The organism is Paenibacillus sp. FSL H7-0357, from assembly GCF_000758525.1.
Lineage (GTDB): Bacteria > Bacillota > Bacilli > Paenibacillales > Paenibacillaceae > Paenibacillus_AQ.
Map to the genome: position 1 here is coordinate 7217726 of NZ_CP009241.1, position 17103 is coordinate 7234828.

The following is a 17103-nucleotide window of genomic DNA, read 5'->3' on the forward strand; positions in this document are numbered from 1 at the left end:
TAATTCTCTAATTTGCTTTACTGTGCAGCATAACTTATAGTCATCCATTTTCGGGAGTAATGTACGCATCCATACGGCCTCCGCCGGAGTGGCGGCACAAGCTTATTTCAGGCGAAAACGGCATATTTTCAAACAAAAGCGGAAGAACCCCGTCACCGGAGTCCTTCCGTCCCACTTGCCGATTCTGGCCCTGCAGACGTGCGGTCCAAGTCGGTTTCAGGGGCAGCAGCGATCCACCGGACATTCAGACGGCACTCCATTTGCGTTCCATTACATACTATACGATAGCCTGTCCTGCCTTAAGGGGCAGAACAGTGACCTTAGAAAGTTATCTTTATATTGTACTTGATCCTGGGGCGTTTGTGTGCAACTGGCGAAGAATAATTATTCTTCCCTGCAGGGCTAGAAGCGGCCCGATTTAAAAATCGAGAAGAGCAGCCACAGAATCATCAGCAGCGCAATCACTGAGCCAATCTCCACCGTTGGAAAATCCCACAGCAGCGAAGGCTCGCCACGCAGCGATGAGCCGATAATCAGTCCGGCCATAATAATGCTGAAGGCCAGCAGTACAATGCTGAAGGAGAGGCGATTGCCGACACGGCTGAACTTATGCTCTAAATTTTTCAGTTCGGGCAGCCCGACCTCTACCTTAAGCTTGCCTCTGCTGATTAGCGCCGACAGCTGCCGGGCCTGAGAGGGAAGCTCGACCAGACTTTCCGCCAGATCGGCGACGCCTCCGATAAGCTTACGCCGCATACGGCTGCCGCTGAAACGCTGCTTCACCAGCTGCCTGCCGAAGGGCTCGGCCATCTGCACGATGCTAAAGGAAGGGTCAAGGTTGGCAACAACCCCCTCCAGCGTCAGCATCGTTTTGCCCAGCATCGCCAGATCCGGCGGAATGACCAGCCGGTGCTTGCGGGCGATGCCGAACAGATCGTTCAGCGCCTTGCCGATGCTGATCTGATGGAACGGGATATCATAATAGGATTCCCGGAGCCGGTCCATATCATCATGAAGTGCAGCACGGTCAGCTTCTTCGGGAATTACTCCCAACCGCAGAATTGCCCGCACCATAGAATCGGTATTTCTGCGCATCAGCGCGATGACAAGCGCGGACAGACTGTCCTTCATCTCCTCACTGAGCCGCCCGACCATGCCAAAATCAATCAGCGCCAGCTTGTTGTTGTCCAGCAGCATCACATTGCCCGGATGGGGATCGGCATGAAAGAAGCCGTGGATAAAGATTTGATCCAGCATCATCTCCACAAGCTGCTGGGCTACAGTTTTTAGCTTGACGCCCCGCTCCAGAAGCTCATCCCGGTGGTTGAGTGTAATGCCCTCCACATATTCCATCGTTAGCACACGTGCCGAGCTATAGTCCCAATAGATTGCCGGAACATATACTTTATCATGTGCCGTCTGCTGGCTGGCAATACGCTCGGCGTTGCGGCCTTCCTGGCCGTAGTCCAGTTCAGCCAGCAGCGCCCGGGAGAACTCCTCCACCATCCGGATCAGCCCGTATTGCTTCGCCCAGTCCAATCTTCTTTCGGCAAGCGCGCTTAGGTCCTGAAGAATTTCCAAATCACGGGTCATGGTCCGCATGACACCGGGACGCTGTATCTTAACCGCAACCTGCTTGCCTCCATGCAGTACAGCACGGTGCACTTGGCCAATCGAAGCCGCAGCAAGCGGTGTATTCTCGAAATATTCGAAGGTTTCATCCAGATGCTGGTCAAGCTCCTGCTCGACAATATTGCGTGCAGTTTCCGCTGAGAATGGCGGCACACTGTCCTGCAGCTTCACCAGTTCCTGAATGATTGAATCAGGCAGCAAATCGGAACGGGTACTGGCCAGCTGGCCCAATTTGACAAAGGTTGGCCCCAAATCCTCCAGTACCTGGCGAATCCGTTCCCCGAGTGTAAGGCTTGCGTGAGTCTCCTGTGTTAACATCCGGCGCGGAAGGGAAAGAATATGGTAGAGACCCAGTTCCTCCACCATATAACCGAAGCCATGGCGCATAAGCGCCATGGCAATGGTCCGGTACCGTCCGGCATGTCTGATGCGTACAGCCATTTATTCCGTACGCGTTTCCGGCAGAGCTTCCTTCTGGGCAGAGGCACCCTCCAGCTCAGCCACACGGCTCTCCAAAACGGCAATTCGAGTTTCCAGTGCGGCGATATCGCTTTGCACGGGCACTTTAAGATCCTTCAGCACACGCTGAACCTGCTCCTGTACGGCATTCTTGAAGACTCCGCGTTCCTCGTCGCCCCGCTCCACGAGCCGGTCGACAAGCGCTTTGGATTCCGAGGGCGCAAGCTCTCCCCGTTTTACCAGCTCCTCAACTACCTTTTCCACCTTTTCCTTGCTGACAATGGTGAGGCCCACTCCTAAAGAGATTGCTTTTTTGAACAAATCACTCATAGTACTTTCCCCCCAAAGATTCCAGTTATGGATAAAGTATACCCCTTGTCGGAGCATTTCACAAAGGAAGCAGCCGCAAGGGGTATCATTTTATTGCAATCTCAAATTATCTGGGAATACGTGCCGCCCAGGTCGCCGCCCGAAGAATCAATTCACGGACCGCCGGATGCCGGAACGAAGGCTCATGATGTCCGGGCATAATATAGACAACCCGTCCCAGTCCGTAGCTGTGGCACCAGGCTGCCGGCAATCTTTCGCCCTCATATTCATACTCCAGCAGAATGGTCTTCTCGGTAAAGGGATCGAATTCAAACCGGTATGGCTCTTCATCGAGCTGGAAGTCTTCCATTCCCTCTGTAATATCATGCTCCATCACTTTGAAGTTCAGCGGAGCATAGGGCGGATGTCCGGTGAATCTGCCGCCGATCAGGTGGGCCAGTTCATAGCGCTTGGCCAGGGAAACCCCCGTATGCAGCACGATCAGGCCTCCCCCTCCGCTCACATAGCTGAGCAGACCCGCTGTCTGCTGGGGGGAAACCGTTTCGTTCCATAGTTCATTATAGGCGATGCATAAATCGTAACCGGCCAGATGCTCGCTGAGCAGCAGCTTTTTATTCTCCGAGCACTGAACGATCAGCAGATCATTCAGAATCTCGCTGATTTGTTTGTCTACACCCTGCAGCGGATGGAACCGGGGATGAGTGTAATCGCCCAGCAGCAAACATTTTCTCTTGTCCATAGGTATCCTCCTCCTTGTCTCTATCTTGGATTATGGCACGTTGCTATTATTCTAAGTAAAAGTTCAGCGGATGTCCATTACCGGCAGGTTAAATGTCTGTGACCGGAGCCTTGCTTCAGGCTAGTTCAGGACTGCGGTTGCTACGCAATTTCTCACAATTGGAAACGGCTTCGCCGTCCTCAAAAGGACGGTATCCGTTTCAGTGAGAAATAGAAAGATAATTTATAGCGTGCAGCCTATAAATTCTTATCTTTTAAAAAAACAAATCCCGCCCACAAACGGAGCAGGATAACCGTCTTGCAGATCCCCCGCAGAAAATCGCAGCGGAACCCGGCTGAAAAATCAGCGGTTTGCCGCGACATAACGCCCAAGCTCAACGAACATGCTGCCCATCCGTTCATGCTCCGGCATCACAATCCGCTTGACGCCTTCCTCCTTCAGGGACTCAGAGGTAATCTTGCCCACGGAAACCGCCAGCACTTTAGTTTCAAAGGCTTGCACCAGTTCCCCAAGCTTGCCTTGTTCCCGGGCGTACCCTGCCAGGAAGCGGAATTGCGGTCCGCTCGTAAATGCTACGGCATCCACCAATCCCTCCGTAATTTCCGCCAGCAGCCTGGCAAGCGAACCCGGCTCGGGCGGGGTGTGAAGGTATGGCTGCACTTCGCGGACAACAGCTCCGGCTTCCGTAAGCCAGGCAACGAGACGGGGGGAGCGATCGCCATGCAGCTGCAGCACGACCTCCTTGCCCCGCAAGTCCCAATCCGCAAGCCCGCGGATCAGTCCTGTAGTGCTGCCATCGTCATCGCGCACCTCCGGCACCAGTCCCCGCTTCTTCAGGGCGTTCACCGTTTTATAGCCCCGGGCAGCAATCGGAGAGGACGAGAGGACCTCCTGAAACCGTTCGGCAAGCCCTATTTCCCCGGCCATTTCGAACAGTGCATCAAGCCCCATGCCTGTAGTCAGAATCGCCAGATCCGGCGGATGCTGGGTCCAGGCTACGAGCGCTTCACGAAGAGCCTCACCGTCGAGAAATACTGTGCCCTGGGCAGGCCGATGCAGCGCCGTCCCCCCCATATTCTGTACCAGTTTGGCCATTTCCTCCGATTTTCGCGGACCGGCAAGGGCTACGGTAATCCCCTTTAACTGCTCTGCCATAAATATTCCCCCTAGTTAGCCCTGCATTATTGCTTATCAGTATACTTGCAAAGCCCGGGAAAAGAAAAGTGGCGTAATCAAATCCGTAATCAGGAATTTTCCGCTCCCTTCTGAAGATCCGCTTCCTGCGGAACAGGAGTTTCAAAGGAAACCTGCTGCCCCGGGTGAAGCTTGAAGCGGCCTGCCAGCTTCTGCAGCTCTCCGGCAAGCTGGCTTAAGCCAGCCGTGGAAGAGGCGATTTCTTCAACGGAAGCAAGCTGCTCCTGTGCAGCAGCTGAAATCGTCTCCGTATTGCCTGCAGCCTCCTTGGAAATGCCCTGCAGCTCCCCGATCGCCTTCTCCATACTGGCTGCTTCTGCCGACAGCGTATGTACGGCTCCGTCCATCGCTTCAATTTTCTCTGCCGCGCCTTTGACCGCCCTGCGGATCCGCGATAAGGAGCGGCCTGTAGTATCTACTGCCAGGATGCCTGCCGACACCTTCTCTTTGGCATCCTCCATCGTCACTGTTGCCTGCTGCATTTCCCCGTTGATGGAGGAAATCTGCTCCGAGATCATCCGCGCCGATTTCTCTGATTCCTCGGCCAGCTTGCGGACCTCCGAGGCGACAACGGCAAAGCCGCGCCCCTGCTCGCCCGCTCTGGCTGCTTCAATGGAAGCATTCAGGGCCAGCAGATTGGTCTGCCTCGCAATACCTGTGATCACACCGACAATGCCCTGAATTTGTCCGGTGCGCTCATTCAGCTTGTCAATCATGTTGCCAAGCTCTTCCACCGTTTCATGAATTCCGTTAATTTTGTCAACCACACTGATGACTGAATCATTCCCCTCGGCTGCAGACAGCGAGGTCTTGTCCATCATGGCTGACACCTGCTCCATGAACCCGGAAATATGCTGGACTTCATGGGTTGTTGCCACGGCGCTCTCCAGCCCTTTTTGCACACTGCCTACCTGCCGTTCTGTGCCTGCCGCGACTTCCTGAATCGCTTCCGTCACATGCCTGATCGCCGTAGTTGACTGCTCAGCCCCGCTTGTCAGCTCTTTGGCCGAAGCGGACAGATTACCCGTCATCTGCTGAACACCGAGAATCATGCCGCGCAGATCAGCCACCATCGTGCGGAAATTGTCGGCCAATAGGCCAATTTCGTCCCTGCGGAACACCCCGATATCTTCAGACAGGTCGCCTTTCGCTATAGCCGCTGTAGCTTTGCGCAGACGGATCAGCGGCCGCACGATGGAGGACACATTGAAATAGATCAATACGAGCGCGAGCAATACAGAAACAGCAATCACTAGAACTACTTTATCACGGATGTCAGCTGTAGCATCAGCAACCTCTTGCTTGCTGATGGTGCCCCCGATTCTCCAGCCGGTAAGCTCATTGACCATGAAGGTCAGCTTTCTGGCAGTATCCTTATAGACATAATCAAAGGAGCCTGCTTCTCCCTCGAACATCTGCTTCACAAAATCCAGCGAGGATTCCTCGGCTATCGTCTCAGTGGGATGAACCAGAAACTTCTTGCTGCTGTCCAGAATCAGTATGTATCCTTCCTTGCCCAGCTTAATGTTCGTAAGATCAGCCAGGGCGGACAAGTTCAGGTCGAGCCCTATGACTCCGCTGCCATCCGCAAGTACTCCCGAAATGGCGATGGCCGTTTCATTATTTGCCGTTTTAAAAGCTGGGGAGATTACCGTCCCCTTCCCCTGCTTCAGCGCATTCACATAAAAGTTCTCCTTGCGCGGGTCATAGCCTTCCGGCTGCTGGTCATCGGAAGCATGAACAGACTTTGCCCCGCTGGTTCCGACGTAAATATCCAGAATATCGGGATGCAGCGCGGCATATTCCTGCAATCTGGCTTTTACATCAGCCGCACTTTCCCCTCCAGCCTCCCCATTCACTGACCCGGAGGAAATTTGCCCGGCAAAATAACTAACCGCGTCGATTTTGGACTGAATGTTCGCATTAATGATCTCGTTGGCCGCCATCACACTTTCTGTGGCGTTAGTCATCAGCTGGTCCTCCACCTTATGACTGGCCGATTGATAAGTCTGCCAGCCGATGATAAGGCTGGGAGCGAGAAGTACAAGCAGATATGTAAGAATAAGCTTCATACGGATGGTTAAGCGGGTGCTTTTATTCATGGGTGAAATCCATCTCTCCTTCTTATTAGGTCTTAAGTATGATTATTTATGGCATATATAGATTGAACTTATAATTCTTCTATTTTGGGATTGGCCGTGACTACAGAGAATGTTTGGACTTCCGGCCGCTGTTAGGTTTCGATTTCCTGAAATAACCGCGAATCGCGGTAGAAATTCAAACCTTGCCCATGCTTCCGAAGCGAGCTTTCCTGCGGAAAGCTTTCAGGCGGACGCTGTCGCTCCTACAGTTCCAAACTTCCCCTCCGCCACTTTTCCCTACATGTAATTCTCAAGTTCAATCTATATAGGTATATAATTATATACCGGGTATGGAATCCCTCTTTTATTCTGAAATTTCCCATGAATTTCAAGACTTTCTTAATAAATTTGCTGATAAAACAGCAAAAAGACCGTTTATTTGAAAACGGTCTTTTATTATATATCTATTCATAGTCAGACCCTTCGCCAGGAGTTTAGGCCCTTCTTAAACTAATTCATAACTTTGTTCCTGCAAGCCGGGCATACACCGCCGAATACGACATGGGCATGGGAAATGGAGTATCCGGTATCCTTAGCCACCGTATCCATCCACTCCTGGGGCACATGGCTCATTACCTCATCCACCGCACCGCACACCTCGCAAATAATATGCTGGTGATCGTCCATACGCGCATCATATCTGCTAGCTGCTTCGCCAAGCTTCAGCTCGCGGATCATTTCTTTATCGGCAAGATAACGCAGTGAATTGTACACGGTGCCATAGGCCAGGTTATGTCCCTGTTCTACCAGCCGGTTCATCACTTCTGCTGCGGTAGGATGATCATGTGACTGGCGGACGATATCATAAACGGCTTGACGCTGGGAGGTCAAATTCAGGTTCCTCATCTTCATCATCCTCTAACTTATTTTTAGATCAAGTATAAGTCTTGATTGTTCCAGCGTCAATCCAATCGTCTGCCTATCGAATCTAACTTATTTTGGCACTTGGTCCCTAATTTCATGCACCTGGACCTTTGAGGAGTTTCTTTTGGCGGGACTGTGGTAATAAATGAGATGAATATTGTCCGATGGAGGGATGTTAAGATGAGTTCAACGCACGATGTATCGCAGGGTCTTCCGCAATTTCCGCAATCGTTATGGAGAGACAGCACCGACCTGCCTTCGTTTCCGAAGCTAGCGGAAGATCTAGTTACAGATGTCGCAATTGTCGGGGCCGGTATTACCGGCATTACTGCAGGTTATTTGCTGGCAAACGCAGGGTATAAAGTCACTTTGCTGGAGGCGGGAGAAATTTTTGCCGGCACCACTGGATTCACAAGCGCCAAAATTTCCGCCCAGCACGGGATGATCTACGATGATTTGCTGAAGCATTTCGGGGAAGAACAGGCCCGGCTCTATTACAGATCAAACACTGAGGCGATGGAATGGATTATCGCCACTGCAGAGGAACTGAACCTGTCCTGCGGACTAACACGTGAAGACGCCTTGCTCTATGCTGATAACAGCGACGATAAGACGCTCAAACAACTGGAGGCGGAGTTTAAAGCTTACGAAAAGCTGGGACTCCCCGGGCAATGGCTGGACAACGTCTCCTTGCCGCTGATGGCCGGGGGTGCCATCAAGCTGCCGGCACAGGCCCGCTTCCACCCGCTTCAATACCTGCAAGGCTTGCTCCAGGTGATTCTGGACAAGGGCGGAACTGTCTATGAGCACACGATGATTGGAGAAAAGGTAGACAAGGACAACGGCCTCACGCTTTACACTGAAGGAGAGCAGCTGAAAATTAAGTGCCGCCATGCCATCTCGGCCTCCCACTTTCCTTTCTATGATGGCGGAGCCCTCTACTTCTCGCGCCTGCATGCAGAACGTTCCTACTGTCTGGCGGTTCAGCCGGAAACCGATTATGAGGGCGGCATGTATTTGAGCGCCGGAGAACCTACACGCTCTCTGCGCGCCGTCGAATGGGGCGGCCAGAGGCTGGTCATTGTCGGCGGGGACAATCACAAGACAGGCCAAGGCATCTGCACCTTCGGCCATTATGAGAACCTGGAGCTGTTCGCAGGTGAATTGCTGGGCATTAAGGCCATTCCGTACCGCTGGTCAGCGCAGGACCTCATTACCCTGGACAGAGTGCCTTATATCGGCAAGGTTTCCGGGGAGGAGGAAATCTATATTGCCACCGGCTATCGCAAATGGGGCATGACCAGCGGAACACTGGCCGCGCGTATGATCACGGATCAGATTCTGCGCAAGCATAGTCCCTACAGTGAACTCTATGATCCCTCGCGTTTTAAAGCCAACCCATCCATCAAAAATTTCATCGTGCAGAATACCAATGTCGCCAAAGAGCTGGTTGCCGGCAAGGTGGAGATTGTCCATAAGAAAACCCGTGATCTGGAGCCTGATGAAGGCGCGGTTGTCTTTCATGACGGCAAACGTGTCGGGGCCTACCGTGACACGGATGGCAAGCTGCATCTGGTAGACAGAACCTGTACCCATATGGGCTGCGAGTGTGAATGGAATGATGGAGAACGCTCCTGGGACTGTCCTTGCCATGGCTCGCGTTACTCCTATGAGGGAGCTGTACTTGAGGGTCCCGCTACGGTACCGCTGACAAAGCTGGATGCGGAGGCGAATTAAAGCCGCGATGGGTTTGCCTGAGCAGTCGCGTTTGTCTGTCTCTTGAAGTAACCCAGCGGCTTGGGACAGCTCCAAGCGGCTCCGGCGTGATTGTCCGCCCACGCTCAGGTATAATAGGAGCTGAATATTTTTATTATCATAAATTCAGAGGGAGCGTGACGGCAGGTTATGGATTTGAGAGGAAAAAGCATTGTGATTACAGGTGCCGGCAAAGGGATCGGCAAAGCCTTGGCCATGGCACTGGCGAAAGAAGGCGCTAATCTGGGCCTGATCTCCAGAACTTCAGGTGATCTGGAGGCACTGAAATCGGCTTTGACAGAGGTCTATGACGTGAAGGTCAGCATTGCTGTAGCCGATATCGCTGTACGCGAAGAAGCGGAGCGGGCGGTTGTTGCGCTTCAGAATGATCTCGGCACCTTCGATGCGTTGATCAACAACGCCGGAATTGCCAAATTCGGCACCTTCCTGGAAATGGACCCGGCAGATTGGGAGCGCCACATGCAGATCAATCTGTTCGGCACCTATTATGTAACCCGGGCAGCACTGCCGGCAATGATTGAACGCAATGGCGGAAATATCATCAATATTTCCTCTACAGCCGGTGAGCGCGGCTTCGCTACCGGCTCGGCCTACTGCGCCTCCAAATTCGCCCTGATGGGCATGACGGAGGCGCTGGCCCAAGAAGTGCGCAAGCATAATATCCGCGTAGTGGCCCTGACACCAAGCACCGTCAATACCGGGCTTGCCGAGAATGCCGGCCTGAAGATCGGCGATGAAGACCGGATGATGCAGCCGGAGGATGTGGCTGAGCTGACCCTGGCGGCCCTGAAGCTGCCGGACCGCGTCTTCTTGAAGACTGCGGGAATCTGGACTACCAATCCACAATAAATTGCAGAGTCTTTCGAGGGAGGAATCAGCATGCTGGTAGTAACAAACACCATTAAGGTTAAGGAAGGGCATGGAGAAACCCTTGCCCAGCGTTTTGGCGGAGCGGGCGGCGTGCAGGATATGCCCGGCTTTGTACGTATGGAGGTATGGCACAGCGCAGCTAAAGAGGGCGTGGAAGAGCTGAAAATCTGTACCGTGTGGGAGAACGAAGAGGCCTTTAAAGGGTGGACTGCCAGTCCTTCCTTCCGCGAATCGCACCGTGGGGCAGGTGGAAATGAAGCCATCCTTGGCGCGTCGCTTGATAAGTATGAGCTGCTGATCAGCCGTACACCGGGGGAATAATCAGGTAGAGGGGCGCAGGTCCCGTACTGCTCATACGTCTGCGCTAGGGCGTGTCAATTCCGTCCGGCGGCGCAAATCACTGCAAATAAAACAGGGACGCCCTACTAAGCTTGATGGCTTAGTAGGGCGTCCCTGTTTATTATCTGCCTGTAGCAAGCTCTGGCTTAATGCTCATCAACTGCCGGCAATGCCTTTTCCAGCTCCTGATGTTTGCCGGGCCAGAACGACCAGCGGCCCAGCAGCACTGTGATTGCCGGCACCAGAAACGGCCGGACGATGAAGGTATCCAGCAGCACGCCGATCGCGGTAATGATCCCGAACTGCACCAGCACCTGTATCGGCAGGCTCGCGAGTACGGCAAAGGTTCCGGCCAGAATGAGTCCGGCGGACGTAATCACCGATCCAGTCTCGTTCACACCCTCAGCGACGGCCTGCTTCAGCGGCATCCGCTTGCGCTTTTTCCAAATGTTCGAAATCATAAAGATATTGTAGTCCTCTCCCAGCGCCACCAGGAAGACGAAGGAATACAGCGGAATCGCGCCCTGAATGGCATCTGCACCCAGCACGTAATGAATAATAATCCACCCTAAACCAAGGGCCGAGAAAAAGGACAGAATGACTGTAGCCACCAAATAAACGGTTGCCACTACAGAACGCAAGTAGATCAGCAGCAGCAAAGTAATCAACCCGATGACTACCGGTATAATCAAATCGGTATCCCGTTCACCCAGCTCTTTCGTATCATGCTGGGTTGCCGTCTGCCCGCTGACCCATACCTTGTCGCCAGGTTCGGCCACTCCTACATCAATCAGCGCCTGCTCCGCTGTATCCTGAAGCGCCGGTATGTGGCTCATCGCTTCCAGGGAATACGGGTTATTCTTAAATTCAATATCATAACCGAGAATATTCTTATTGACCGCCCCTTGCTGGGGGTCCGATACAACATCCACGTATGAAAGGCCGCCCAGGATCACCTTAAGATCCTCACCGTCCGCTTTGCCCTCGGTATCTATCATCAGCTTGGCGGGAGCCAGCTCCCCTGGGGAGAACTGATTGCCTATCAGGTCAAAACCTTCGCGCGACTCCATATCCTCCGGAAAGGACGATAGGATATCATAAGTGAACTTGATGCCCCCGGAGAAGGAAGCCAGCACACCCAGAAGCACCACGGTTACTCCTACAATCGCCCAAGGACGGGAAACGACAAAGCTGCCGATTCCTTTGTTACGGGCAGGTTTTGGCTGCGGAGCCGGCTTGCCTTTGGCTCTGGCCCGCTCCGCTTCCATCAGCGGAGTGCGTGGAACAAACGGGAAGAATGAAGTCCGCCCGAAGATGGCCAGCAGCGCCGGCACCAGGGTCAGACTGGCGATGCCCATAATAAGAATGGAGACGCTGAAAGGAACCGCAAAGCGGTGGTACGCTCCATATTTGGCCAGGAGCAGCGCGAACAGTGCCAGCACTACTGTAAATCCGCTCATTGCAATAGCACCCGAGGAATGGGTGATTGCGCTCAGCAGTGCACGGCCCTTGCTCTCCTCCACCTTCAGCATCTGGCGGAACCGGGAGATCAGGAACAGGCAGTAATCTGTGCCTGCGCCGAACAGCAGCACGGTCATGATTGAGATAGCCTGTGAATCCACTGTAATCCAGCCCTCCTGGGCCATCTTCCCAATCACCGGACTGGTAACCCCATAAGCAAATCCTACCGCCACGAGCGGAATCAACGCCAGAATCGGCGAACGGTAAATCAGCAGCAGGAACACCAGCACAAGAATTACGGTCGCGATGAGCAAGGAAACGTCCGCATCCTTGAACAGCCCTGTCGCATCAATGGAGATGCCCACAGGACCGGTAACCCGCAGGCTCAACTCACTGCCGTCCACCTTGGCAGCAGCAGGATCACCGCCGGTTTCCGCAGAGATCAATTCCTTCATTTGCGTTACAGCCTCACCGAGCTGATCACTGTCCGCGGACTTGTCGAAGAGCACCGGTGTGACCAGTGTGCTGCGGTCCTCAGACAGGGAAGCCTGCAGCGCCTGCGGCGGCAGCTGTCCCAGCGGCGGAACATAGTTCTGGTGCGGCAACGGCTGCTGCTCAAGCTTGCCATATACAGTAATGATATGTATCAGATCTTCTTCGGACAGCCCGCCCTCCCTATGCCATACAAGAAGTGCCGGCACGCCGCTCCCTGCTGGAAACTCCTGTTCCGCAACCGCCGCCGCCCGGACCGACTGCGAATCATCAGGCAGATTCTGCGCATTATTCACTACCTGTGAGTTTACAGAAGGCCAAAGAAGTGTAAGAGCACCCACAATTACGATCCAGACCGCAAGAGTTATCCACTTTGTTTTACGGCCAGCCACCCATTTTCCGTAGCCTGACATTCCCTTCATCCTCTCTTCAACCCCGGCATCTCTAAAAAATGAGCCGCGGGTCATTTTATTAACCTTATCATATATACCCTAAAATTTTTAATCAAATCTTTTTTATATTTTATTCTTTGCCATAAGATATTCCCTTCATGCAAAACACCCCTCTGCTCACAGCAATAGTAGTCTGCTGTAGACAGAGGGGTGATATTTGATGGATATATTCAGATGATATTTGCTGCTTCTGCTTGCGGTTTAGCCCACATCCGGCAGATCGTCACCGGAAAATTGGCTGTTATACAGGTCGGCATAGAAGCCGCCTTGCTCCAGCAGCTCCACATGGGTGCCTTTTTCAATAACGCTGCCTTGGTTCATCACCAGGATCAGATCTGCGTCACGAATCGTTGAAAGGCGGTGCGCAATTACAAAGCTTGTTCTGCCGTTCATCAGCGTATTCATCGCCTTCTGAATCTGCACTTCCGTCCGTGTATCGACACTGCTGGTCGCTTCATCAAGAATCAGGATCGAAGGGTCGGCCAGAATTGCCCGGGCAATAGTCAGCAGCTGCTTCTGCCCCTGCGAGATATTCGAGGCTTCTTCGTTCAGGATTGTGTCGTAGCCAAGCGGAAGCGTGCGGATAAAGTGATCGGCATGCGCCGCCTTGGCCGCACGTACCACATCCGCCTCTGTTGCACCTTCGCGGCCGTAAGCAATGTTGTCGTGGATCGTCCCGTTAAAGAGCCAGGTATCCTGCAGCACCATACCGAATTTGCTGCGCAGCTCGCTGCGCTTCATGTCGGTGATGTTGACGCCGTCAATGACAATCTCGCCGCCGCTGATCTCATAGAAGCGCATCAGCAGGTTGATCAGCGTGGTTTTGCCGGCACCGGTTGGTCCTACAATCGCTATGGTCTGACCGGGGCTGACTTCAATGTTCATATCTTCAATCAGAATAGCATCCTCTTTGTAGCCGAATTTCACATGACGGAATTCGACTGAGCCTTCTTCGGCAACTGCAGCATGCTTAGCCTGAGCAGCAGTAACTTCCGGAATTTCCTCTTCTTCATCCAGCAGCTCGAACACGCGCTCTGCGGAAGCTATGGTGGATTGAATGATGTTGGCGATATTGGCCGTTTGTGTAATTGGCATGGTGAACTGGCGGGAATACTGGATAAACGCCTGAATATCACCGACCTCAATCGTTTTCTTGGTCACGAAGATCCCGCCGACCACACAGACCAGCACATATCCCAGGTTGCCGATGAACATCATCAGCGGCATAATGATCCCGGAGATAAATTGGGAGCGCCAGCCGGAATTGTACAGATCGTCATTAATACTGTTGAACTCTTTAAGCGATTGCTTCTCGCGGCCAAAGGCCTTGATAATGCGGTGACCCGTGTACATCTCCTCTACATGGCCGTTCAGCTCACCCAGTGATTTCTGCTGGCCAATGAAATATCTTTGCGAACGCTTGGAGATCGCAATAATCACGACAAAGCTTAGCGGCAGGGTAATAACTGTAATTAAGGTCAGCCATGGGCTGATGGTGAGCATCATGATAATGACACCAATGATAGTTACGATGGACGTAATCAGCTGAGTTAAGCTCTGCTGCAGTGTCGTACTGATATTGTCTACGTCATTGGTCGCACGGCTAAGAATTTCCCCATGCGTCCGGGAGTCGAAATATTTCAGCGGCAGACGCTCCAGCTTGTTGTTGATCTGCTCGCGCATATCAAAAACAACTTTCTGGGCCACGCCGGCCATTACATATTGCTGCACATAGCTGAACAAGGAGCTGAGCAGGTATAGACCCGCCAGGATAAGCAGAATTTTGTTTACATAATCAAAATCAATCGCGGCTCCCGGAACACCCTTCAGTATGCCGTATGCGCCCTCGAACAGCTTGGTTGTCGCCTTCCCCATCACCTTCGGGCTGAAAATACTGAATACGGTGCTGGCGATAGCCATAATAAATACAATCAGCAGCTGCACCTGCCGCGGACGCAGGTAGCGGATTAGCCGTTTGAGCGTACCTTTAAAATCCTTGGCCTTCTCCACCGGCAGGCTCATTCCGGGCGGTCCGCCGGGTCCACCGCCATGTCCCCGCGGAGGTTTGGGCATTCTGGTTCCTTTATTCGCTTCACTCATGCTATTTCCTCCTCTGACAACTGCGAGGATACGATCTCGCGGTACACTTCGCTGTTCTCCATCAGTTCACGATGGTTGCCGATGCCGGCAATCACGCCGTCATCCAGCACAATAATCCGGTCAGCATCCATAACCGTGCTGACCCGCTGGGCGACGATCAGAACCGTTGATTCCGTTGTTTCGTCTTTGAGCGCGGCGCGCAGCTTGGCATCGGTCTTGAAATCAAGTGCCGAGAAGCTGTCGTCGAACAGGTACACTTCCGGTCTTCTTACCAGTGCACGGGCAATCGACAGCCGCTGCTTCTGGCCGCCGGACACGTTGTTCCCGCCCTGGGCAATTTCGGAGTTGAAGCCTTCCTTCATCGCAGAGACGAAATCATAGGCCTGTGCTACCTTTGCCGCATGAATGATCTCCTCATCCGTAGCATCTTCTTTACCGTAGCGGATATTCTCGTTGATCGTGCCGGAGAACAACACCGCCTTCTGCGGAATATATCCGATCTTGCTCCGCAGCTCTTCCTGCGTCATCTCGCGCACATCTACGCCATCCACACGCACGGCGCCTTCAATGGCGTCATAGAATCTCGGAATCAGGCTCAGCAGGGTCGATTTACCCGAGCCTGTACCGCCGATGATCGCTGTAATCTCACCGGGCCGCGCGCTGAAGCTGATTCCGGACAGCGCAGGCTGCTCCGCACCGGGATAGGAGAAGGAAACATTGTCAAATTCAACAAACCCATGCATAGCATCCCGGCCATCCTTCTTCGTTACTGCAGCCGTGTTCTGAAGCTCAGACACCGTAGGATCTGTAATCTCAGGCTGCATATCCAGCACTTCATTGATACGCAGTGCGGAGGCAGAGGCCCGGGGAATAAGCACGAACATCATCGACACCATGATTAAGGAGAACATTATCTGCATTGCATATTGAATAAATGCCATCAATGAACCTACCTGCAGATCGCCATCGCCAATCCGGATTCCGCCGTAATACAGAATGGCAATCATCGAAAAGTTCATCACGAGCATCATAATCGGCATCAGGCCGGCCATCACCTTGTTGACCTTGATTGCCGTTTCCGTAAGATCCTTATTCGCTTCAGTAAATCTTCTGTTCTCATGATCAATCCGGTTAAAGGAACGAATGACACGGATACCGGTCAAATGCTCACGCAGCACGCGGTTTAATTTGTCCAGCTTGACCTGAATCGCCTTGAACAGCGGCAAGCCCTTCATTCCGATGAAGAATATCGCTCCTACAAGCACAGGAATCACGACTACAAAAATAAGGGAAAGCTTGGCATCTTCCGATACCGCCATGATAATCCCGCCGATCATCATCATCGGAGCGCCGACCATCATGCGCAGCATCATAGTAAGTACGGTTTGTACTTGTGTAATATCATTAGTAGTACGCGTAATCAGCGAGGCAGTACCCAGCTTGTCGAATTCATGCAGCGTAAAGTTCTCCACATGATTGAACATCCGCGAGCGGACATTTTTACCGAAGCCGGCAGCAACCTTTGCCGATAAATAACTGGCAACGATAGAGCATATGGCTCCTCCGCCCGCCACCAGCAGCATAAATCCGCCGATTTTCCAGATATAATTGCGGTCGCCCTGCACGATCCCTTTATCCACGATATCGGACATCAGCGTAGGGAGGTACAAGTCGCCCAGAGACTGCAGAAAGATAAGGATTAACACAGCGGCGACAGCCAGCTTAAAAGGGCTCAGGTTTTTTAATAGTTTAATCAAGTTTCTCATCTCCGTTCATTTGTAGCAGGTCTAGATTAGGCGGCGGATTATCTTCTACGAATGCGTGGACCTTCAGCAGAAGGTCTGCCAGATGGTTGCACTCTTCTTCGCCCAAATGTTCCGCCAGTTTGTTCAGCGATGCATCCATATGATGTTTGGCTTTGCGTGTGATAACTTTCCCCTGCTCCGTCAGCTTAATACGGACAACTCTCCGGTCGGAGGGATCAGCCACCCTGAGAACCATGTCTTTGGCTTCAAGACTGTTGATTAGCTGGGTAACGGTTGGCGGCATCAGCCCCAGGAATCGGCTCAGTTCCGAAACCTTTAGTCCTTCATCCAGGGAATGGGACCGCTTGGCAAGACATATCAATAAAGTCATCTCACTTGGCTTGTGGCCTTCCACAGTGTGCTGCCAATGAACTTTTCGCAGCTGCCGCAATGCGGCAAACAGCCTGTGCGCGACTGGATTTTCTTCATGGTTTATCCCAATGCTGTTC

14 protein-coding genes are annotated in these 17103 nt (G+C 52.8%); 3 read left to right on the forward strand and 11 right to left on the reverse strand.

Features of this window, described 5'->3' with window-relative positions:
• Positions 1-40: 40 nt before the first annotated feature.
• The 7 genes from H70357_RS31890 to H70357_RS31920 form a co-directional block, all read right to left on the reverse strand.
• On the reverse strand, positions 41-244 hold the full coding sequence (locus H70357_RS31890; RefSeq protein ID WP_038597555.1) for a hypothetical protein: 204 nt from the start codon (positions 242-244) through the stop codon (positions 41-43).
• Positions 245-402: 158 nt separating this feature from the next.
• Positions 403-2073: an ABC1 kinase family protein gene (locus tag H70357_RS31895; RefSeq protein ID WP_038597558.1), complete on the reverse strand. Its 1671-nt coding sequence runs from the start codon at positions 2071-2073 to the stop codon at positions 403-405.
• Entirely contained in the window at positions 2074-2421 is a 348-nt protein-coding gene (locus tag H70357_RS31900) for a phasin family protein (protein WP_038597562.1), read from the reverse strand. It abuts the gene before it with no gap.
• A 106-nt stretch (positions 2422-2527) separates the two neighbouring features.
• Positions 2528-3160 carry a ThuA domain-containing protein gene (locus H70357_RS31905; protein ID WP_038597565.1) on the reverse strand — a complete coding sequence of 211 codons (633 nt, stop codon included), beginning with the start codon at positions 3158-3160 and terminating at the stop codon, positions 2528-2530.
• Between the two features lie 342 nt (positions 3161-3502).
• Positions 3503-4315, reverse strand: a complete 813-nt coding sequence (locus tag H70357_RS31910) for a uroporphyrinogen-III synthase (protein WP_038597567.1) — start codon at positions 4313-4315, stop codon at positions 3503-3505.
• A gap of 89 nt (positions 4316-4404) precedes the next feature.
• Complete coding sequence (locus tag H70357_RS31915; protein ID WP_052092361.1) at positions 4405-6456, reverse strand: methyl-accepting chemotaxis protein; 2052 nt, start codon at positions 6454-6456, stop codon at positions 4405-4407.
• Between the two features lie 489 nt (positions 6457-6945).
• Positions 6946-7341, reverse strand: coding sequence for a Fur family transcriptional regulator (locus tag H70357_RS31920; RefSeq protein ID WP_038597570.1), 396 nt, complete (start codon positions 7339-7341; stop codon positions 6946-6948).
• A gap of 198 nt (positions 7342-7539) precedes the next feature.
• Between H70357_RS31920 and H70357_RS31925 the strand changes: the two genes are divergently transcribed.
• The 3 genes from H70357_RS31925 to H70357_RS31935 all read left to right on the forward strand — a co-directional run bounded on the left by H70357_RS31925 (position 7540) and on the right by H70357_RS31935 (position 10326).
• Positions 7540-9096 carry an FAD-dependent oxidoreductase gene (locus H70357_RS31925; protein WP_038597573.1) on the forward strand — a complete coding sequence of 519 codons (1557 nt, stop codon included), beginning with the start codon at positions 7540-7542 and terminating at the stop codon, positions 9094-9096.
• 168 nt (positions 9097-9264) lie between these two features.
• Positions 9265-9984 carry a 3-ketoacyl-ACP reductase gene (locus H70357_RS31930; RefSeq protein WP_038597576.1) on the forward strand — a complete coding sequence of 240 codons (720 nt, stop codon included), beginning with the start codon at positions 9265-9267 and terminating at the stop codon, positions 9982-9984.
• Positions 9985-10014: 30 nt separating this feature from the next.
• A complete protein-coding gene (locus tag H70357_RS31935; protein WP_038597579.1) occupies positions 10015-10326 on the forward strand; it encodes an antibiotic biosynthesis monooxygenase in 312 nt (103 codons plus the stop codon).
• Between the two features lie 164 nt (positions 10327-10490).
• Here the strand turns inward: H70357_RS31935 and H70357_RS31940 are convergent, their stop codons facing one another.
• The 4 genes from H70357_RS31940 to H70357_RS31955 all read right to left on the reverse strand — a co-directional run bounded on the left by H70357_RS31940 (position 10491) and on the right by H70357_RS31955 (position 16985).
• Positions 10491-12719: an MMPL family transporter gene (locus H70357_RS31940; protein ID WP_038601031.1), complete on the reverse strand. Its 2229-nt coding sequence runs from the start codon at positions 12717-12719 to the stop codon at positions 10491-10493.
• Positions 12720-12950: 231 nt separating this feature from the next.
• Positions 12951-14849 carry an ABC transporter ATP-binding protein gene (locus H70357_RS31945; protein ID WP_038597582.1) on the reverse strand — a complete coding sequence of 633 codons (1899 nt, stop codon included), beginning with the start codon at positions 14847-14849 and terminating at the stop codon, positions 12951-12953.
• Positions 14846-16606: an ABC transporter ATP-binding protein gene (locus tag H70357_RS31950; protein WP_038597585.1), complete on the reverse strand. Its 1761-nt coding sequence runs from the start codon at positions 16604-16606 to the stop codon at positions 14846-14848. Before H70357_RS31950 ends, H70357_RS31945 begins: the two co-directional genes overlap by 4 nt.
• Positions 16599-16985 carry a MarR family winged helix-turn-helix transcriptional regulator gene (locus H70357_RS31955; protein ID WP_052092362.1) on the reverse strand — a complete coding sequence of 129 codons (387 nt, stop codon included), beginning with the start codon at positions 16983-16985 and terminating at the stop codon, positions 16599-16601. The genes H70357_RS31950 and H70357_RS31955 overlap by 8 nt, the downstream gene beginning before the upstream one ends.
• Positions 16986-17103: the final 118 nt, after the last annotated feature.